Below are 15,858 nucleotides of genomic sequence, written 5' to 3'. Positions count from 1 at the left end.
GGCCGTTCTCGGCGAAAATACATAACGACAAGACTGAGGAGTGCGGGATGCGTGCTGTGTACTTGGCAGCCCTCCTGGAGCTTGCCTGCGCGCCGAGCTTGGCGCTGGCTGTAGAGCCCTGGGTGATCGGCCTGAGTTATCCGAGCACCGGTAGTCACAAGTGGGAAGGCGTTTCGCAGATGCGTGGAGCTCTACTCGCGGTGGACGAGATCAACGCCGCCGGTGGTGTGCTTGGGCGTCCGCTCAGGCTGGTCAGCCGCAACAGTGGTGGCCAGGCAGCGGCGGCTGTCGACAACGTCAATCAGCTGGCCGCGCAGGGGGCAGTGATGCTCATGGGGGGAGCATCCAGCGATGAGGTAATTGCCGCCGGGGCGCAGGCGCGAAAGTTACGCCTGCCTTACTTCGTGCCCATGGCCTATGCCGACCGGGTGACTGGTCGCGAGGGCCAGCCGAACCTGTTCCGCGAGGGCGCCAGTGCGAGGATGGCTAGCAATGTGCTGATGGAGTACCTGGAGACCACCTACCCGGGCAAACGTTACTTCATCATCTCCAGCGACGATGTCATCAGCAATGGCCGTAGCGGTAGTCTCGCAACCCTGTCCCACGCCACCGAAGGGTTCGGCCTCAAGTATCACCGGGAGGCATTGACCCAGGCCGCGGACAGCGACGCCGATGTTCTGGTGTTGATGCTTTACGGGGCGGATGTGGTGAACGCCATGCGCATGGTTGGCGAATTGCGCCTGAAGGAGCGCATGTTGGTGGTAGTGCCGAACCTCAACCAGGACCTGGTTGAGCAGGCCGGTCCCGCGTTGATGGCCGGCGTGCTGGGTAGCGATACCTGGACCTGGCAAGTACCGAAGCGGGTGGCCAGCGCACGTGGAGAAAAATTCGTTGCCGACTACATCAGCCACTATCAGGCCTACCCGTCCAGCGCCGCGGCTTCGGCCTTCGACATTCTCTACCAGTGGCGCGATGCGGTGTCCCGCGCCGGCACTGTTGACACTGCAGCGCTGATCCCGGCGCTCGAAGAACACCCCTACAGCCTGCTCAAGGACTCGCAGAAATGGCGTGCCCTTGACCACCAGAATGTCCAGAGCATGTACGTGGTTAAGGTGAAACCTCGCGAGGAAGTGCTCAAGGATCCACTCAAGCAGGATTATTTCGAGATTCTCTATTCGATGGATGGAGACATTGCCGTACCCAGTACGAAGCAGGTGCTGTGGGAGCGGAGTCCTGAAGGCGCTGACTGAATAGTGCCGATAGGGTTATTTCGAATTGTCAAAAGCTGATATTGTGTTATTTTCTTCGGGCGCAAAATAACGATAACAAGGTGCGTGCCATGCAACAGCGATACGACTACATAGTCGTCGGTGCGGGTTCGGCTGGCTGCGTCCTGGCCAATCGTCTCTCGGCCGATCCTTCCTGCAGCGTCCTGCTGGTGGAAAGCGGCCCCGCCGACCGTGATCCAATGATTCGCATGCCGCGCGGAATCGGCAAGCTGCTGGTCGCCGGCAATAGGCACGTCTGGGACTACCGAATCGAACCGGGTAATGACCAGCCCTCCGAGTTGTGGTTAAAGGGGAGGGCCCTGGGCGGCTCCAGCTCGATCAACGGCATGGTTTACGTACGCGGCGCACCTGCCGACTACGATGCCTGGGAAGCGGCTGGCTGCACCGGCTGGGGCTGGAGCGACATTGGGCGGCAGTTCGTAGCGCTGGAGGATCATGTCCTTGGAGCCGCCGACGGCCGTGGCGTTGGTGGTCCGTTGAAGGTGACCATTCATCCTTCCGGCTCGCCATTGTGTGAAGCGGTGATTGAGGCGGCCCAGCAAAGCGGGACGCCCCGCGTGGCCGACACCAACCATGTCGACACAGTGGAGCAGGGGGCTTTCGGCTACCAACCACAGAACACCTGGAATGGCCAGCGCTTCAGTGCCGCGAGGGCCTTTCTCGATCCGGTGCGGAGTCGCCCCAACCTCAGCATCCTCACCAGCACCGATGTCGTGAAGATCAACTTCGATGGCACCCGTGCGACCAGCGTAAGTATTCGTGAGAAGACGGGCCTGCGCGAGATCGGCATCGGTCGCGAAGTGATCCTCAGTGCCGGGGCCATCGAGTCGCCGAAGCTGTTGCAGCTCTCCGGGGTTGGTCCGGCAGCGCTGCTGCGCGAGCACGGCATTGCGGTGGTCGCTGACCGCGCGCAGGTCGGGCAGAACCTACGTGAACATCTCTGCCTGCCCTTGCAGTACCGGGTGCGCAGCGGCAGCCTCAATTACGCTTTTCGCGGCCTGGGACTGCTCGGCTCGCTCTGGAGCTACTACGTGCGTGGCAGCGGCCCGTTGACCCATGCCGCGCATGAGGCCGGTGGTTTCGTGAAAACCCGCGCCGACGCCGAGCGTGCCGATGCACAGATCGGCGTCAGCCTGCATTCACTGACCGTCAAGGCCAACAACCAGGTGGTTCCCGAGAAGGAACACGGCCTGACGTTCTATTGCTACTTCACGCGCCCGGAAAGCCGCGGAGAGGTGGCGATCGCCTCGGCGGACCCCGCCGTCGCGCCAAGGATCAGCGCCAACTACTTGTCGGCACAGATCGACCGGGACTCTGCAGTTTCGCTGATTCGCTGGGTACGGCAGCTGGTGGCGCAGCCCGCACTGGAACCCCTGGTGGTTTCCGAGGAAGTACCCGGAGCGCGGTACCAGAGCGACGCGGAGCTGCTCGATGCGGCTCGGCAGATCGGTCGGACCGCCTATCACGTCTCCTGCACCTGCCGCATGGGCAGCGACGACGACGCGGTGCTCGACCCCGAATTGCGGGTGAAGGGCGTCAGCGGTGTGCGGGTGGTCGACACCTCGATCATGCCGAGCCTTCCTTCGGGTAACACCAACGCTCCGGCAATGGCTATCGCCCTGCGCGCGGCGGAGATCATCACGGGCAGACAGGCCGACGGGCAGCCCATGCCGACATCCCCGGTGACGGTTTCCAGCCCGGTATCCGAGCTGTCCAGCCACTCCTGACGCATTCGACCAACCCACATCCAGATAGAAGGGCCGATCCATGTCCGTTCCCTACACCGACAGCAAGGAATTCTTCATTGGCGGCGAGTGGGTGCTGCCTTCTCAGGGCTATGAGCCGATTCTCAACCCAGCCACCGAAGAGATCATCGGCGAGGCCCCGCTGGCCGGCCGAGCCGAGGTCGACCAGGCACTGGCGGCGGCCCGTCAGGCGTTCGACGAGGGGCCATGGCCAACACTGCCGATCGAGGCACGGATCGAGGCCATCCAACGTTTCCGTGCCGCCATCGTCAAACGCGAGAGCCTGATCCAGCAGTTGCTGATCGCCGAAGTGGGCGCGGCGCAGCTGCTGATGAACAGCGCACAGTACAAGGGCGCGCTGGAGGCTATCGACTACGCGATCAAGCTGGCCCAGCGCCTGGAGCCGGAAAGCGTGGCCATCGAGCTCAAGGCCAACCCATTCGATCCAGGGGCGGGCGAGTTGTTCGGCTCTGGCGTAGTAGTACAGGAGCCCTACGGGGTGGTGGTTGGCATCACGCCTTATAACTATCCCTTCCTGCTCAACGTGGTGAAGGCGGTGCCGGCGTTGCTGACTGGCAACACGGTGGTGCTCAAACCCTCGCAATTCACGCCCTTCAGCGGCCTGTTGCTGAACGAGATCATTGTCGAGGCGGGGCTGCCCCCTGGCGTGCTCAGCGTCATCAATGGTGGACCGGAGGTCGGTGCGATTCTTACCGAAGACCCGCGAGTCGATCTGGTGACCTTTACCGGTTCGGATAAGGTCGGCCAGGCGATCCTGCGCCAGTCGGCGAACACCCTGAAGAAAGTTCACCTGGAGCTGGGCGGGAAATCTGCGCTAATCGTGCGGCATGACGCCGACGTGATGAAGGCCGCAGCGACCGCGGCGTTCAGTCTGTCTCTGCATGCAGGGCAGGGTTGCGCGCTGCTCACCCGCTACCTGGTGCATAACTCGATACGTCCAGCCTTCGTCGAGGCCGTGAAGGGCGTGCTGGGCTACCTGAAGCTGGGCAATCCGGCGGACCCCACCGTGGTGGTCGGCCCGCTGATCCGCGAGAGCGCGCGGCAGAAGACTGAGCAGTTCGTGCAGATCGGCATCGATGCCGGTGCCACGCTGGTCTGCGGAGGCAAGCGCCCGGCGCACCTGACCCGCGGCTTCTTCCACGAGCCGACGCTATTCGACGATGTCGACAACGCCTCGCCCCTGGCCCAGGAGGAAGTCTTCGGCCCGATCGGCGTGGTGATCGGCTTCGACAGCGACGAAGAGGCGATCCGCCTGGCCAACGCATCGAAGTTCGGCCTCAGCGGCGCCGTGATGTCCGCTGACCGCCCGACGGCCTTCCGCATGGCGATGCGCTTGCGCACCGGTGGGGTAGCGATCAATGGCGGTACCGGCGACTTCTTCGTCAAAGCGCCTTTTGGTGGCTACAAGCATTCCGGCATCGGCCGCGAACTGGGCAAGGATTGGCTCAAGGAGTTTCTCCTGGAGAAGTCCATCACCTATCCGATTGGTTGAGCAAGCTTGTGATTGTTCGGAGAGATGTATGTCCGTTCTGTTGAGTCAACGCGAGGGAAAGGTCGAAATATTGACGTTGAACCGTCCCGAGCAGCGTAACGCGCTGAACAGCGAGTTGATGGAGGCCTTGTCCGCTGCACTGGAATCAGCCGAGCTTTGCGCCGAGGTGCGCGTGGTGGTTCTGACCGGGGCTGGAGACAAGGCGTTCTGCGCCGGTATGGACCTGAAGGATTTCGCCGCCGGCCCGGGCGATCGTGTGCCGCGCTCTACCCAATACTTCGAAGCGCTCATTGAAGGACGCTTTTCCAAGCCGGTGATTGCGGCAGCACAGGGGACTGCCGTGGCCGGCGGCTTTGAACTGATGCTCAGCTGCGACCTGGCGGTAGTATCGCGGACGGCGCGTTTCGGTATTCCTGAGGTAAGGCACGGTTTGTTTCCCGGAGGGGGAGGCGTCCTGCTGCCCGCGCGGATTCCCCTCGCCGTTGCGTTGGAACTGGGCCTGACCGGCGAAACCATCGACGCGCAGCGGATTGAGCAACTGGGCCTGGCCAATCGAGTAGTAGCACCGGAGGCAGTACTCGCCACGGCCCTGGAGTTGGCCCACAAGGTGGCCGCCAATGCCCCGCTGGGTGTGGCCGCGACCAAGCGGCTGATGTGGGCCTGCGTGCAGGACGGGGTCGCATCGACGCGGCCGGAGGTGCAGAAGACCATCAGCCAGGTGTTCAACAGCACGGACGCGCAGGAGGGCGCTCGGGCTTTTGCCGAGAAGCGCCCCCCACGCTGGCGCGGAGTCTGAGTGAGGCGGCGATCGGCGTGAACATCGGTCAGTGGGCGCGACGCAATCCCGCTGCGAGCCGGCAAACTCTGCTGGACCTGCAGACGTTGATTGCCGGCGGCAGGCTCGTTCCGCACGTCGTGCGTACCTGCGATCTGCCCGACGGCAGTGCCGCACTGCGCTCGATCCTCAATCGGAAAGTGGTCGGCAAGTATCTGCGGACCACTGAACTGGGCAAGCGGAGCGCCTGAGCGGAACCCCCGAAGACGAAGTGCGATATCGCTTGTTGCGTGCCGCCCAAGGGCTCGCGTGGCAAGCCTCCGGCAGCTTTGCCGGTCGTTTCACCAATCCATGCGACGTGGCGTCCAGCCAGGAGGAATCATGTACGACGTAATGAACGGAGTGCGGGTGATTGAGGTGGCCGAACATACCTACGTACCAGCCGCTGCGATGGTACTGGCCGACTGGGGGGCCGATGTGATCAAGGTGGAGCGCGCGCAGGGTGGCGACGCTTCAAGACACATGCGCCTGCCGGGCGCCGATGGCAAGGTCAATCCGTTCTTCGAAACTGGCAATCGCGGTAAGCGAGGCATTGCTTTGGACCTCACGCACCCCGAAGGACGCGAACAGCTGTACCGGTTAATCGACGGTGCGGATGTATTCCTGACCAACTTGCGTGCCGACGCTCGGGCGAAGCTCGGCATCGAAGCCGAGGATCTGCAAAGTCGCAATCCCCGGCTGATTTATGCCCGTGGCACAGGCTATGGATTGCGCGGGGACATGGCCAATGACGGCGGGTTCGACTACCCGTCCGCTTGGTGCCGGGCCGGTGCCGGCTTCAACCAGACGCTGCCTGACGCGGCGCCTCCCAAGCAGCCCGGTTCGATTGGCGATCTTGGCGGAGGCGTGACGCTGGCCGGCGCCATCGCTGCGGCATTGTTCCGGCGCGAGCGGACGGGCAAGGGCGCGGTGGTCGACAATGCGTTGTACATGGTCGGTACCTATCTCATGTCGCAGTCGCTGTTGGCCACCAGCATCGGCGTGCCGACCATCCCGATCGAGGCGCAGAAGGATAGCTCCTTCGCGCTTGCCAACAATTACCGGACCCGCGACGGCCGCTGGATTGCGTTGTGTCTTCTGATGGAAAAGTGGTGGCCGGACTTTGTCGCCCATATCGAGCGCCCAGAGCTGCTCGAAGACTTTCGCTTCAAGGATGCTGCTGCGCGCCATAATAATTCGCGGGCGCTGGTCGGTGAGCTGAATGAAGTGTTTGCCACCCGCGATTACGCGGACTGGTGTGCACGCTTGAAGACTCTGGAGGGGGTCTGGGCGCCTGTCCAGAGCCCAGCTGAAGTACTCGTCGATCCACAAGCATTGGATAACGGTTTCGTCAGCCGAGTTGAGATCGATGAACATGACCATTACCTGGTCGGAGTCTCTCCGGCGCAGTTCGATCAACAGCCCATAGGGACGCTCAGAGCCGGCCCACGATTCGCCCAGCACACCGATGAGGTATTGCGCGAGACAGGGCTGGATGACCGACGGATCGCCGAGTTGCGCGAGGCAGGGGTCATTCGCTAGGAAGCGGCACCGCGCTCAGTCGGGGCGCGGCGCATAGCCGGCGAGAAAGAAACGCACCAGTTCGCGCAGGTACGGTTCCACGGTTTCCGTGGGTATCACCACCCCCATCAGCCTTTCCAGAGGCCGCCCCGTGAGGGTCGAGAAGATCACTGCGGCTTCCGCCGCATCGGCAATCTGAACGATGCGTTGCTCGTTGAGCCAATGGAAGTACTCAGTGATCGGCCCCATGAAGCCTTTCCTCACTTCTTCGCGGAAATGCAGGATCAGTTGGGGAAAGCGGGCACTCTCGAAACCGATCAGGCGGGTCATGGCCACGACCTTGGGGGTCGCCAGCTTGTCGTGGAATACGCGCGCCAAGTCGTACAGAGCTTCCGAGGGAGGGCGTTGGCGATCGAGAAAGCCAAGATCCAGTTCGAATTCACGGGCCAAGTGTTCCAGGGTCGCCTCGAACAGGGCTTCCTTGCCGGGATAGCGCCGATACAGTGCCTGCTTGGTGGTGTTGCCCGCCGTGGCAATGCGCTCGATGTTGGCATCGGTGTAGCCGTGTTCGAGAAACTCCGCCGAGGCGGCCTCCAGCAGTGCGGCATCCAGCTCCTTGCGGGGGCGACCTCTGGGTCTGACTACCATGGGCGTTTTCGATCCTTGAGCGATGCGGGCTACACAATATTCTGCCAGCAACCGGCGAGGGTTGCTGTCATCTCTTGCGGTGAAACGGCATGCCCCTTTGCGTCGCTGGCGCTGGCCTAAGGGGCTGTCCGTCAGTCGGGGTGATACAGATCCCAGGCGCCGGTGTGCGGTGAGCGGGTCCAGCCGCTGGAGGCAATGGCGCCGCCGTCTACCGGCAGGGTCAGGCCGGTGACATAGCTGGCCAGGCTGGACACCAGGAAGATGACCACTCCGGCCAATTCGTCAGTTGAGCCCAGGCGGCCCATGGGGATGTAGCGGTTACGCGCGGCGGTGCCGGTTTCCCCAGCGGCATCAAAATAGGGTTTCAGGCCAGGGGTGAGGATCATGTCTGGCGCCAGCGCGTGCACGCGGATGTCGTGCTCGGCAAGTTCCAGCGCCATGGAGCGGGTAAAGCTGATCATCCCGGCCTTGCAGGCAGCGTACACCGCAAATCCCGGCGCGGCTCGCAAGCCTTCGCTGCTGGCGATATTGATGATGGTGCCTCCGCGCTGGCCGGCGACCATCACCCGTGCCGCAGCCTGCGTCGCGGTGAGGGTACTGATCAGGTTGAAGTCGATGTGCTTGCGCCAGCTCTTCTCTGTTTGCTCCAGAAACGCTGTGCGGCGCACACCGCCAGCATTGTTGACCAGGATGTCGAGACGACCGAAGTGTTCGGCGGTGCGCTCAACCGCGGCGACTATCTGCTCGGTCTGGTTGACGTCAGTGGGCACGAACAGAGCATCGCCGCAGCGCTCGCGGATTCTCGCGACCAAGCGTTCACCTGCCTGGGCGTCGATGTCGGCAATCGCCACGCGGGCGCCGAAGTTGGCCAGGTTCTCGGCAATGCCGGCGCCCAGACCACCTGCGCCACCCGTGATGAAGGCAACCTTATCGTCCAGGCGAATGTCATTGGGGGTCATCGCTGTTGCTCCTATGCAATGGGGTTAGTCGCGCAATTCGACTCGACCGTTGTTGATGACCAGGACGTCGCGCTCCAGAGCGCGCACGCGGAATGATACGAGTGGACCATCGACCCATATTTCCGTGCGGAAGGTTTCGCCTGGGTAGGCCGGGGCTGTGAAGCGTCCGAAGATCGAGGCAATGCGGCTTCCGTCGTACCCGCAGACCGCTTGCATGATCGCCCGGCCGGCTACGCCCCAGGTTGCCAGACCATGGAGAATCGGACGCTCAAAGCCGGCCTTGCGTGCAACTTCGGGATCGGCGTGCAGCGGATTCCAGTCGCCATTCAGGCGATAGAGCAAGGCCATGTTGGCGTGAGTCGGCAGGTCGATGATGTGCTCGGCGACACGTTCCGGTACCGCTGGCGGCGGCGGCACGCTGCGCTGCGGACCGCCAAAACCACCGTCTCCGCGGGCTAACATGGTCTGCGTGATGGTGCACAGCGGCTCGCCGCTGACCGCGTCGAGAATGCGCCGCTCATAGGTGATCAGTGCACCCTTGTCGGCGCCCTTGTCGATGATCTCCACCACTCGCGACTTGCCAATCACGCTGGCCTCGGCCGGGAGCGCTCGATGCAGGGTCAGGGCTTGCTCGGCGTGGACGATACGGACCCAGTCCAATCCGGTGTCCAGGGTGCGCGGCCAGTAGCCGGGGTGGGCCAGCACAACCCCCATGGTCGGTATTGCCTGCAGGTTCGCCTCAAACACCAGAGGCAGTTGCTGCGCGTCCAGCGGGTCGCTGGCGTAGCCCAGGCTCAAGGCATAGAGAATGCTGTCCTTATGGGTGTAGCTGTGTCGGGTATCGGGGATCTGCAGGTCGAGCAGCTTTTGGTAATCGATGGCCATGCTGGGCTCCTTGGGGCGGCGGTTCAGGTTTTGACGCTGCTGGCGAGCAGGGCGCGCAGGGTACTGATCAGAGCGATCGGCTGATCGAACATCAGGTGGTGATGTCCGCTGGGGATGACGATGGGGCCATTGCCCCGCGGCAAGGCGTCGACGATACGTCGGGCGCGTTCGGCGCTGACAACCACGCTGGCCTCACCGCACAAGTAATCGACTGGGCAAGTCACGCGGCCGAGCATCTGGCCGCCGTCGGTTTCGCGCGCGCCGCCTGGTGGCAGGTTGCTGTCGAACTTCCAGCGCACCCCCGTTCTCGTCCAGCACAGTGAGTGTTCGGCGACATGACGGACCAGGCACGGAAGGCTGTCGGGTTGTGTGGGGAGCAGACGAAAGCGCGCCAGCGCGCTGGCTTGGTCCGGGTACTCGCGGTCGCCGCGGATGCGAGGGGGTTCCTGGGGCGGAGGTTCGCCCTCGAAGATCACATAGCTGTCGATGATCAGCAGGCGAGCGAACAACTCCGGGCGCTCCGCGCAGGCCCGCAATACCCGCGAGCCGCCGTAGCTGTGGCCGATCGCTATGACGGGTGCAGGGCCGAGCAATTCGGCAACGGCTGCTACGTCACGGGCCAGGGTGGCGGACTCGTATTGCTCGCGATGTTCACTATCGCCCATACCGGATAGATCAAGCGCGACGACACGGAAATCGGCACTGAAGAAAGGCGCGATAAAGTCCCACCAATGTGCGTGACCGCGGAAGCCGTGGACGAACAGCAGTGTTGGTTTGTCGGTGGCCTCGAAGTTCCAGGACAGAAAGTGCAGCCGGGCGCCATTGGCATGGACGAAGTGCGAGCGTCCGGGGCGCTGCAGAGCCCACTCCAACCAGGGCGGGTTCGTTTGCCCAACGGCGGGATGGCGCAGAGATATGTCGTTCATGAGCAAAGCCTTGTTCCGGGAAAGGAGTCTGAACGTTGTCGTGGCCGGATTCTCGTCGTGTTCTTGCGCCGGCTTCGGGCATCGGGTAGCTTAGTCTGTAACTGATGGTATGTTAGTTATTGTCGTCGAGTCCAGATCATTACGCCGGTTGCCAACCGGCCGCAACGGAGCAGTGCAATGGAGCGATTTCCTCGTGGAGCAGTGGCCATCGTAGGTGCCGCCACCTATGGCATGGGTGAGTCGCCGGGCATGCGCCCGCTGGACCTGGCAGCGAAGGCCGCTCTCGCGGCACTGCAGGATGCCAATCTGGCGTTGTCGGATGTTGATGCGCTGTTCGTCTGTACTCCCGATGATGCGCTGTCCGGACTGAGCGCGGCGGAGTACCTGGGGATCACTCCTCGCTTCACCGATAACAACCGCACTGGAGGCTCGGCGTTCCATTCTCATGTGATCGCCGCTGCGCTGATGCTCGAGGCGGGATATTGCGAAACTGCCCTGGTGATGTACGGCAGTAACCAGCGCACCGCCTCAGGCGGTCTGGTCTCGATGCGCCTGCCATCACCTTACGAAAAGCCCTACCGTCCACTGACGCCGCTTTCCTCGTACGCGCTCGCCGCTTCCCGACACATGCACGAGTACGGCACCACCCGAGAACACCTGGCGGCAGTGGCGGTGGCGGCGCGCAACTGGGCCAAGCTGAATCCGCAGGCGTTCGCCCGTGACGACCTGAGCATTGAGGATTGCCTGAGCGCGCGCTTGGTGTCCGATCCGCTCAGCGTACGCGACTGCTGCCTGGTGACTGACGGGGCTGCGGCCATCGTGCTGACCCGAGCAGACCGCGCCCGCGACCTGCAGGCCAAGCCGGTCTATATCCTTGGTGCTGCTGCGGCCACCTGGTATTCGGGGGTCGATCAGGCCTCCGATCTGACGGTGACTGCCGCCCGAGAGTCGGGCCAGCGGGCATACGCCATCGCTGGCGTCGGTCCGCAGGATATCGATGTGGTGCAGCTTTACGACGCCTTCACCATCAATACCTTGTTGTTCCTCGAAGACCTTGGCTTCTGCCCCAAGGGCGAGGGTGGGCGTTTCGTCGCCGACGGCACTATCGGGCCTGGCGGCTCTTTACCGGTGAATACCAACGGTGGCGGTCTGTCGTGCTGCCATCCGGGCATGTATGGCCTGTTCACCATGGTCGAAGCGTGCCAGCAGTTGCGGGGCGAAGCCGGTGAGCGCCAGGTCGCAGGCGCGCAGCTGGCGTTGGCCCATGCCAATGGCGGGACCTTGTCCAGCCAGGCAACCATGATCCTCGGCGCCGCCGCCACGCTATAGCGTCGTCCGCCATCCCCGCGCGCCGGCCGATACGGTGCGCCAGCTCGACCAGGAGAAGCCATGAGTACGCCTGCCAGCCTCGCCGGAATGCGCCACGTGCGCACAGAGATACGCGACCGGATCGCCACCGTCACGCTCGATCGGGCGCCGGTCAACGCCCTGGATTCGGTGGCCATTCGCGAACTGACCAACACCTTCCGCACATTGGGCCAGTCCACTGAAGCCAGCGTGATCGTCTTCACCGCGCCCGGGGACCGCCTGTTCTGCAGCGGTATCGACCTGCACGACTCGGCGCGCCGCCACGCGCGGCAACTGACCGAGGGGGACACAACTGTCGACCTGCTCGATCCCGGGGCGGTGGTGCGTGACTGCTTCTGGGCGATCCTGGATTGTCCCTTACCAGTGATCGCCGCGGTGAATGGCAAGGCGATCGGCGCCGGTCTGGTGCTGGTGGCCAACTGCGACATCATCATCGCCTCGGAAAACGCCAGCTTCTCTGTACCCGAGATCAAGGTCGGTGTACTCGGCGGGGCTCGGCACCTGCAGCGCCTGGTCGGAACGTTCAAGACTCGGCGCATGTTCTTTACCGGCGAGGCGGTTTCGGCCCATGAGTTCCACCGCCTGGGGGCTGTGGAGGAGGTCGTGCCGCCGGAGCAACTGATGGACACGGCGCTGGCACTGGCGGCGCAGATCGCCCGCAACAGCCCGATAGGCCTGCGCCTGGGCAAGGAGTCACTGGGCCGGGTCGAGGACCTGTCGTTGCGCGAGGGCTATCGCATTGAGCAGGACTACACAGGTCGAGTGACCCGCTACAACGACTCCGCCGAGGCGCGCAACGCTTTCATGGAGAAGCGCGCCCCCGAGTGGAGCTGGAGCTGACCGAGCAAGCAGGCTTGCGCCTGCGGCCCTCAGGTAAATTGGACTGGAGAAAACAACAATGAAAACGTTCCAGGTAGAGTGGAGTCAGGCCGAGATAGACCGTGTGGTCGCCAAGGTCGCCGGCTGCCGACTGCCGCCGGCGCCCGCCGGCAGCGGCTGGTCATTGGGTTGCGACGCGGAGTTCCTCGCTGGCCTGCAGCGTCACTGGGTCGATGGTTTTGATTGGCAGGCGTGCATGGCTCGGCTCAATCGCTACCCGCAGTACCAGGTGGAGATTGACGGGCAGCTATTGCACTTCGTCCATGTCCAGGGGGAGGCGCAGGGGCGTCGGCCGCTGCTGTTGACCCATGGCTGGCCGGGTTCGCACTTCGAGTTCTGGCAAGTGATCGAGCCACTGGCCTACCCGTCGCGCCATGGTGGTCGCGCCGAGGATGCATTCGACCTGGTGATCCCAAGCCTGCCGGGCTTCGGTTTCAGTGGAAAGCCTGCCGGGGTCACCTCGCAGCGGCGTACAGCGGGGCTATGGAACCGCTTGATGACCGAAGTGCTCGGTTATCCCCGGTACCGGGCTCAGGGCGGCGACTGGGGCGCCATCGTCACTTCCTGGCTGGCGCTGGACCATCCCGAGTCGGTGGAGGCAATCCACCTCAACCTGCTCGGTTTCCGTTCGCTGACACCGCCGCGCGACGACGCCGAGAAATCCTGGCAGGGTCGTGCCGAAGCTGCGCAGCGAGCCTATAGCGGCTATGCGGCAGTGCAGATGACCCGGCCGCAGTCGATCGCATGGGCGGCGGCCGACAACCCACTGGGCCAGGCGGCGTGGATTCTCGAACGCTTCCATGACTGGTCCGATCTGCGCACGCGCTCTTTCGAGGAAGTGCACGACCGCGACAGCCTGTTGACCAACATCCTTCTCTACGTGATGACCGACAGTTTCACTAGTGCGGCGTGGTTCTACCCGGGCGTGGTTCAGGATGGCTTCACCATCCTGCCGCCGGGGACTCGCTGTGAGGTACCCACGTACTTCGCTGCCTACTCGGGCGATGCCCTCGCACCGGTTCCACCGCGCAGTCGGGTCGAGCTGGTGTACAACGTCGTCGGCTGGAGCAATCCCGAGGAGGGCGGCCACTTCGCCGCAATGGAAGTGCCTGCGCTGTTTTGCGAGGACCTGCGTCGCTGGGGACAAGCCTGACCGGCGGTCGCACGAACGATTGACGTAGAAACGCTATGGGCATACAACTGACATTTAGTCATTTATGTTGCCCGCCAGTTTCCTTCGCCCGCAGCACCACAAAGACAATAAGAGGAACACCGGGATGAAAGTCCGCCAACCCGACTTCGACTTTTCCAGCATCCGCCCGCATTGGGCGCCAGTACGTGAGTTCGCTCAGAGCTACAACGCCTTCTCCACGGTTCCGGCACACATCGAGCCGTTTCTGGTGAAAGTGATGATGCGCGTGAAGGAGAGCCTGGGCGACAAGCACCCAGCGTTGCGCGAGAGCATCGAAATATTCAACAAGCAGGAAGTGCAGCACTGCAAGCAGCACGTAGCCTTCAACAAGATGCTCTACCGGTCCGGCTATGCCGGTATGCAGGAACTGGAGAAGCCCTACCGGGACGATTACGCGAGCTTCCTGGAGAATAAGTCGCTGCGCTTCAATGTGGCCTACTGCGAGGGCTTCGAGGCAATGGGCTCGGCGGCGGGGCAGGTGTTCTTCGAGGAGCTGGACGAGTATCTGGAGGGTGCCGACCAGGCTGCTGTCGATCTGTGGAAGTGGCACCTGGCCGAAGAGTTCGAGCACCGTGAAGTCTGCTTCCAGGTCTACGAAACGCTTTATGGCAAGGGACTTTTTGCCTACCTCTACCGGGTCTGGGCGTTCATCTATGCGGTAAAACACATTGGCACCCACACTGCCAAGGTTTCCGCCTATCTGAATGACATGGATCGCGAGAAGATGACTCCCGAGGAGCGCGATCGCTCTCTGGAGCGACAGAAGATCCTCAAGTCGAAGATTTCCAAGGCCAGTCGTTCGCGGCTGCTGCGTGTACTGTCGCCGTTCTACAACCCAGGAAAAATGGTGCCGTCGCCCGGCATGGCGGCACTCCTCGCACGCTTCTCCTGATACGTGGAGCGGCAGAATCGGGGAGCTGCGGCTCCCCGATTGCATTTCCTGCAGCCTCAGTCGCCGGTCAGTGCCTCCACCTGATGGATCGCTGCTTCCAGCTGATCGGCATCTACTGGCGGGGCGAAGCGCGAAGCACTCGGGCTGACCATGGACTTCTCCGCAAGCTCGCGGATTTCTTCGCGGCTGGGAGAGATCAGGCCAAAGTCGGCCAGGCGGGTGAACAGGCCGATCTCCCGGTAAAAGGTGCAGAGCTCGCCGATGAATGCCGGCTCACGTTTTTCCATCATCAGTTGCACCAGCAGGCCGTAGGCGACGTGGTCACCATGCAAGGTGCCTTTGGCTCGTTCGAGGTAGGAGAAGCCACGGGCAAGGGCATGGGCCAGCGACAGGCCGCCGTTCTCGAAGCTCAGCGTGCTGAGTAGTACGGTTGCCTCGACCAGGGCCTCCAGGCTGGAATCGGCCTGGCGCCTTTCCACGGCGCGCAGTGCGGCAGGGGCATGCTCGCGGATGATCCGGTAGCAGGCCTCGGCGGCCATCAGCCCGGTCAGTGATGCCGGCGTGCCAAGCAATGTGTGGGCACCTGCCGCGGCGCAGGCCTCCGCTTCGAACTTCTTCGAGATTGCGTCGCCGATGCCGGCGCGAAGGAAGCGCACGGGGGCATCGGCAATGACCTGGGTGTCGACCAGCACCAGCTCCGGATTGCGCGGCAGTTGCAGAATGTCCTGCATGATGTGTTGTTCGTCGTAGACGGCGATGGCCGCGCTGGCCGGGCCATCATTGGAAGCGATGGTGGGCACGCTGACACTCCGCGCACCCAGCTTCAAGGCCACGCCCTTAGCGGTGTCCAGCGCCTTGCCGCCACCCAGGCCAACCACCATCTCGGCGCCGAAGTCGCTGGCGGTGCGGGCGAGGGCGGCGATCGCTGCATGGGTGATTTCGCCGGGGAAGACCTCCAGCGCACAGGCCAGGCCTGCGACGTCGAAGCTGGCGACCACCCGCTCGCCGAGCAGGCGTGCCATGTCGACATCCGTCACCACGAACGCGCGAGCCCCCAGTGGCTGGCAATGCTGACCCAGGTGGTCCAAGGCACCGGCACCCTGAACGTAGCGAGACGTTGCCGCGAATATCCTCATCGAAAGCTCCTTAGGCAGGTTGGGTCGTTTCCTGGTACGGGAGTGGTCTGCACCAGGCGGTTGCTGATTCAGGAATCGCAAGCTCTATAAC

The 15,858-nt window shown here is 63.2% G+C and carries 15 protein-coding genes; 10 read left to right on the top strand and 5 right to left on the bottom strand.

Features of this window, described 5'->3' with window-relative positions:
* Positions 1-47: 47 nt before the first annotated feature.
* The 6 genes from L6D89_RS20655 to L6D89_RS20630 all read left to right on the top strand — a co-directional run bounded on the left by L6D89_RS20655 (position 48) and on the right by L6D89_RS20630 (position 6,903).
* The gene (locus L6D89_RS20655; protein ID WP_236201009.1) at positions 48-1,250 is read left to right on the top strand and encodes an ABC transporter substrate-binding protein; all 1,203 of its coding nucleotides are present in this window, start codon (positions 48-50) and stop codon (positions 1,248-1,250) included.
* Positions 1,251-1,339: 89 nt separating this feature from the next.
* Positions 1,340-3,016, top strand: a complete 1,677-nt coding sequence (locus tag L6D89_RS20650; RefSeq protein ID WP_236201008.1) for a GMC family oxidoreductase — start codon at positions 1,340-1,342, stop codon at positions 3,014-3,016.
* Between the two features lie 40 nt (positions 3,017-3,056).
* A complete protein-coding gene (locus tag L6D89_RS20645) occupies positions 3,057-4,547 on the top strand; it encodes an aldehyde dehydrogenase family protein (RefSeq protein ID WP_196912354.1) in 1,491 nt (496 codons plus the stop codon).
* 28 nt (positions 4,548-4,575) lie between these two features.
* On the top strand, positions 4,576-5,343 hold the full coding sequence (locus L6D89_RS20640; RefSeq protein ID WP_236201007.1) for an enoyl-CoA hydratase-related protein: 768 nt from the start codon (positions 4,576-4,578) through the stop codon (positions 5,341-5,343).
* A 17-nt stretch (positions 5,344-5,360) separates the two neighbouring features.
* Positions 5,361-5,573 carry a hypothetical protein gene (locus L6D89_RS20635; protein WP_236201006.1) on the top strand — a complete coding sequence of 71 codons (213 nt, stop codon included), beginning with the start codon at positions 5,361-5,363 and terminating at the stop codon, positions 5,571-5,573.
* A gap of 130 nt (positions 5,574-5,703) precedes the next feature.
* The gene (locus L6D89_RS20630; protein WP_196912350.1) at positions 5,704-6,903 is read left to right on the top strand and encodes a CaiB/BaiF CoA transferase family protein; all 1,200 of its coding nucleotides are present in this window, start codon (positions 5,704-5,706) and stop codon (positions 6,901-6,903) included.
* A gap of 15 nt (positions 6,904-6,918) precedes the next feature.
* Here L6D89_RS20630 and L6D89_RS20625 read toward each other — a convergent pair whose 3' ends face one another.
* From L6D89_RS20625 to L6D89_RS20610, 4 genes are all read right to left on the bottom strand, one after another.
* Positions 6,919-7,530: a TetR/AcrR family transcriptional regulator gene (locus L6D89_RS20625; protein WP_196912348.1), complete on the bottom strand. Its 612-nt coding sequence runs from the start codon at positions 7,528-7,530 to the stop codon at positions 6,919-6,921.
* Positions 7,531-7,661: 131 nt separating this feature from the next.
* A complete protein-coding gene (locus L6D89_RS20620; RefSeq protein ID WP_236201005.1) occupies positions 7,662-8,489 on the bottom strand; it encodes an SDR family NAD(P)-dependent oxidoreductase in 828 nt (275 codons plus the stop codon).
* Between the two features lie 24 nt (positions 8,490-8,513).
* The gene (locus L6D89_RS20615; RefSeq protein WP_236201004.1) at positions 8,514-9,374 is read right to left on the bottom strand and encodes a MaoC/PaaZ C-terminal domain-containing protein; all 861 of its coding nucleotides are present in this window, start codon (positions 9,372-9,374) and stop codon (positions 8,514-8,516) included.
* A gap of 23 nt (positions 9,375-9,397) precedes the next feature.
* Positions 9,398-10,300, bottom strand: coding sequence for an alpha/beta fold hydrolase (locus tag L6D89_RS20610; RefSeq protein WP_236201003.1), 903 nt, complete (start codon positions 10,298-10,300; stop codon positions 9,398-9,400).
* A 177-nt stretch (positions 10,301-10,477) separates the two neighbouring features.
* On the opposite strand from L6D89_RS20610, the gene L6D89_RS20605 reads away from it, so the two are divergent.
* The 4 genes from L6D89_RS20605 to L6D89_RS20590 all read left to right on the top strand — a co-directional run bounded on the left by L6D89_RS20605 (position 10,478) and on the right by L6D89_RS20590 (position 14,631).
* Positions 10,478-11,629, top strand: a complete 1,152-nt coding sequence (locus L6D89_RS20605) for a thiolase (RefSeq protein ID WP_196912341.1) — start codon at positions 10,478-10,480, stop codon at positions 11,627-11,629.
* Between the two features lie 60 nt (positions 11,630-11,689).
* Positions 11,690-12,508: an enoyl-CoA hydratase-related protein gene (locus tag L6D89_RS20600; protein WP_236201002.1), complete on the top strand. Its 819-nt coding sequence runs from the start codon at positions 11,690-11,692 to the stop codon at positions 12,506-12,508.
* A 58-nt stretch (positions 12,509-12,566) separates the two neighbouring features.
* Positions 12,567-13,700, top strand: a complete 1,134-nt coding sequence (locus L6D89_RS20595) for an epoxide hydrolase family protein (protein WP_236201001.1) — start codon at positions 12,567-12,569, stop codon at positions 13,698-13,700.
* 124 nt (positions 13,701-13,824) lie between these two features.
* Positions 13,825-14,631 (top strand): metal-dependent hydrolase, encoded by an 807-nt coding sequence (locus L6D89_RS20590; protein WP_196912338.1) that lies wholly within the window; start codon positions 13,825-13,827, stop codon positions 14,629-14,631.
* 56 nt (positions 14,632-14,687) lie between these two features.
* Here L6D89_RS20590 and L6D89_RS20585 read toward each other — a convergent pair whose 3' ends face one another.
* On the bottom strand, positions 14,688-15,767 hold the full coding sequence (locus L6D89_RS20585; protein ID WP_236201000.1) for a glycerol dehydrogenase: 1,080 nt from the start codon (positions 15,765-15,767) through the stop codon (positions 14,688-14,690).
* Between the last annotated feature and the right edge of the window lie 91 nt (positions 15,768-15,858).

Source organism: Pseudomonas pseudonitroreducens, from assembly GCF_021603645.1.
Lineage (GTDB): Bacteria > Pseudomonadota > Gammaproteobacteria > Pseudomonadales > Pseudomonadaceae > Pseudomonas > Pseudomonas pseudonitroreducens.
The sequence above is the reverse complement of the archived record's forward strand: the minus strand, read 5'-3'. Positions and strand labels throughout refer to the sequence as shown.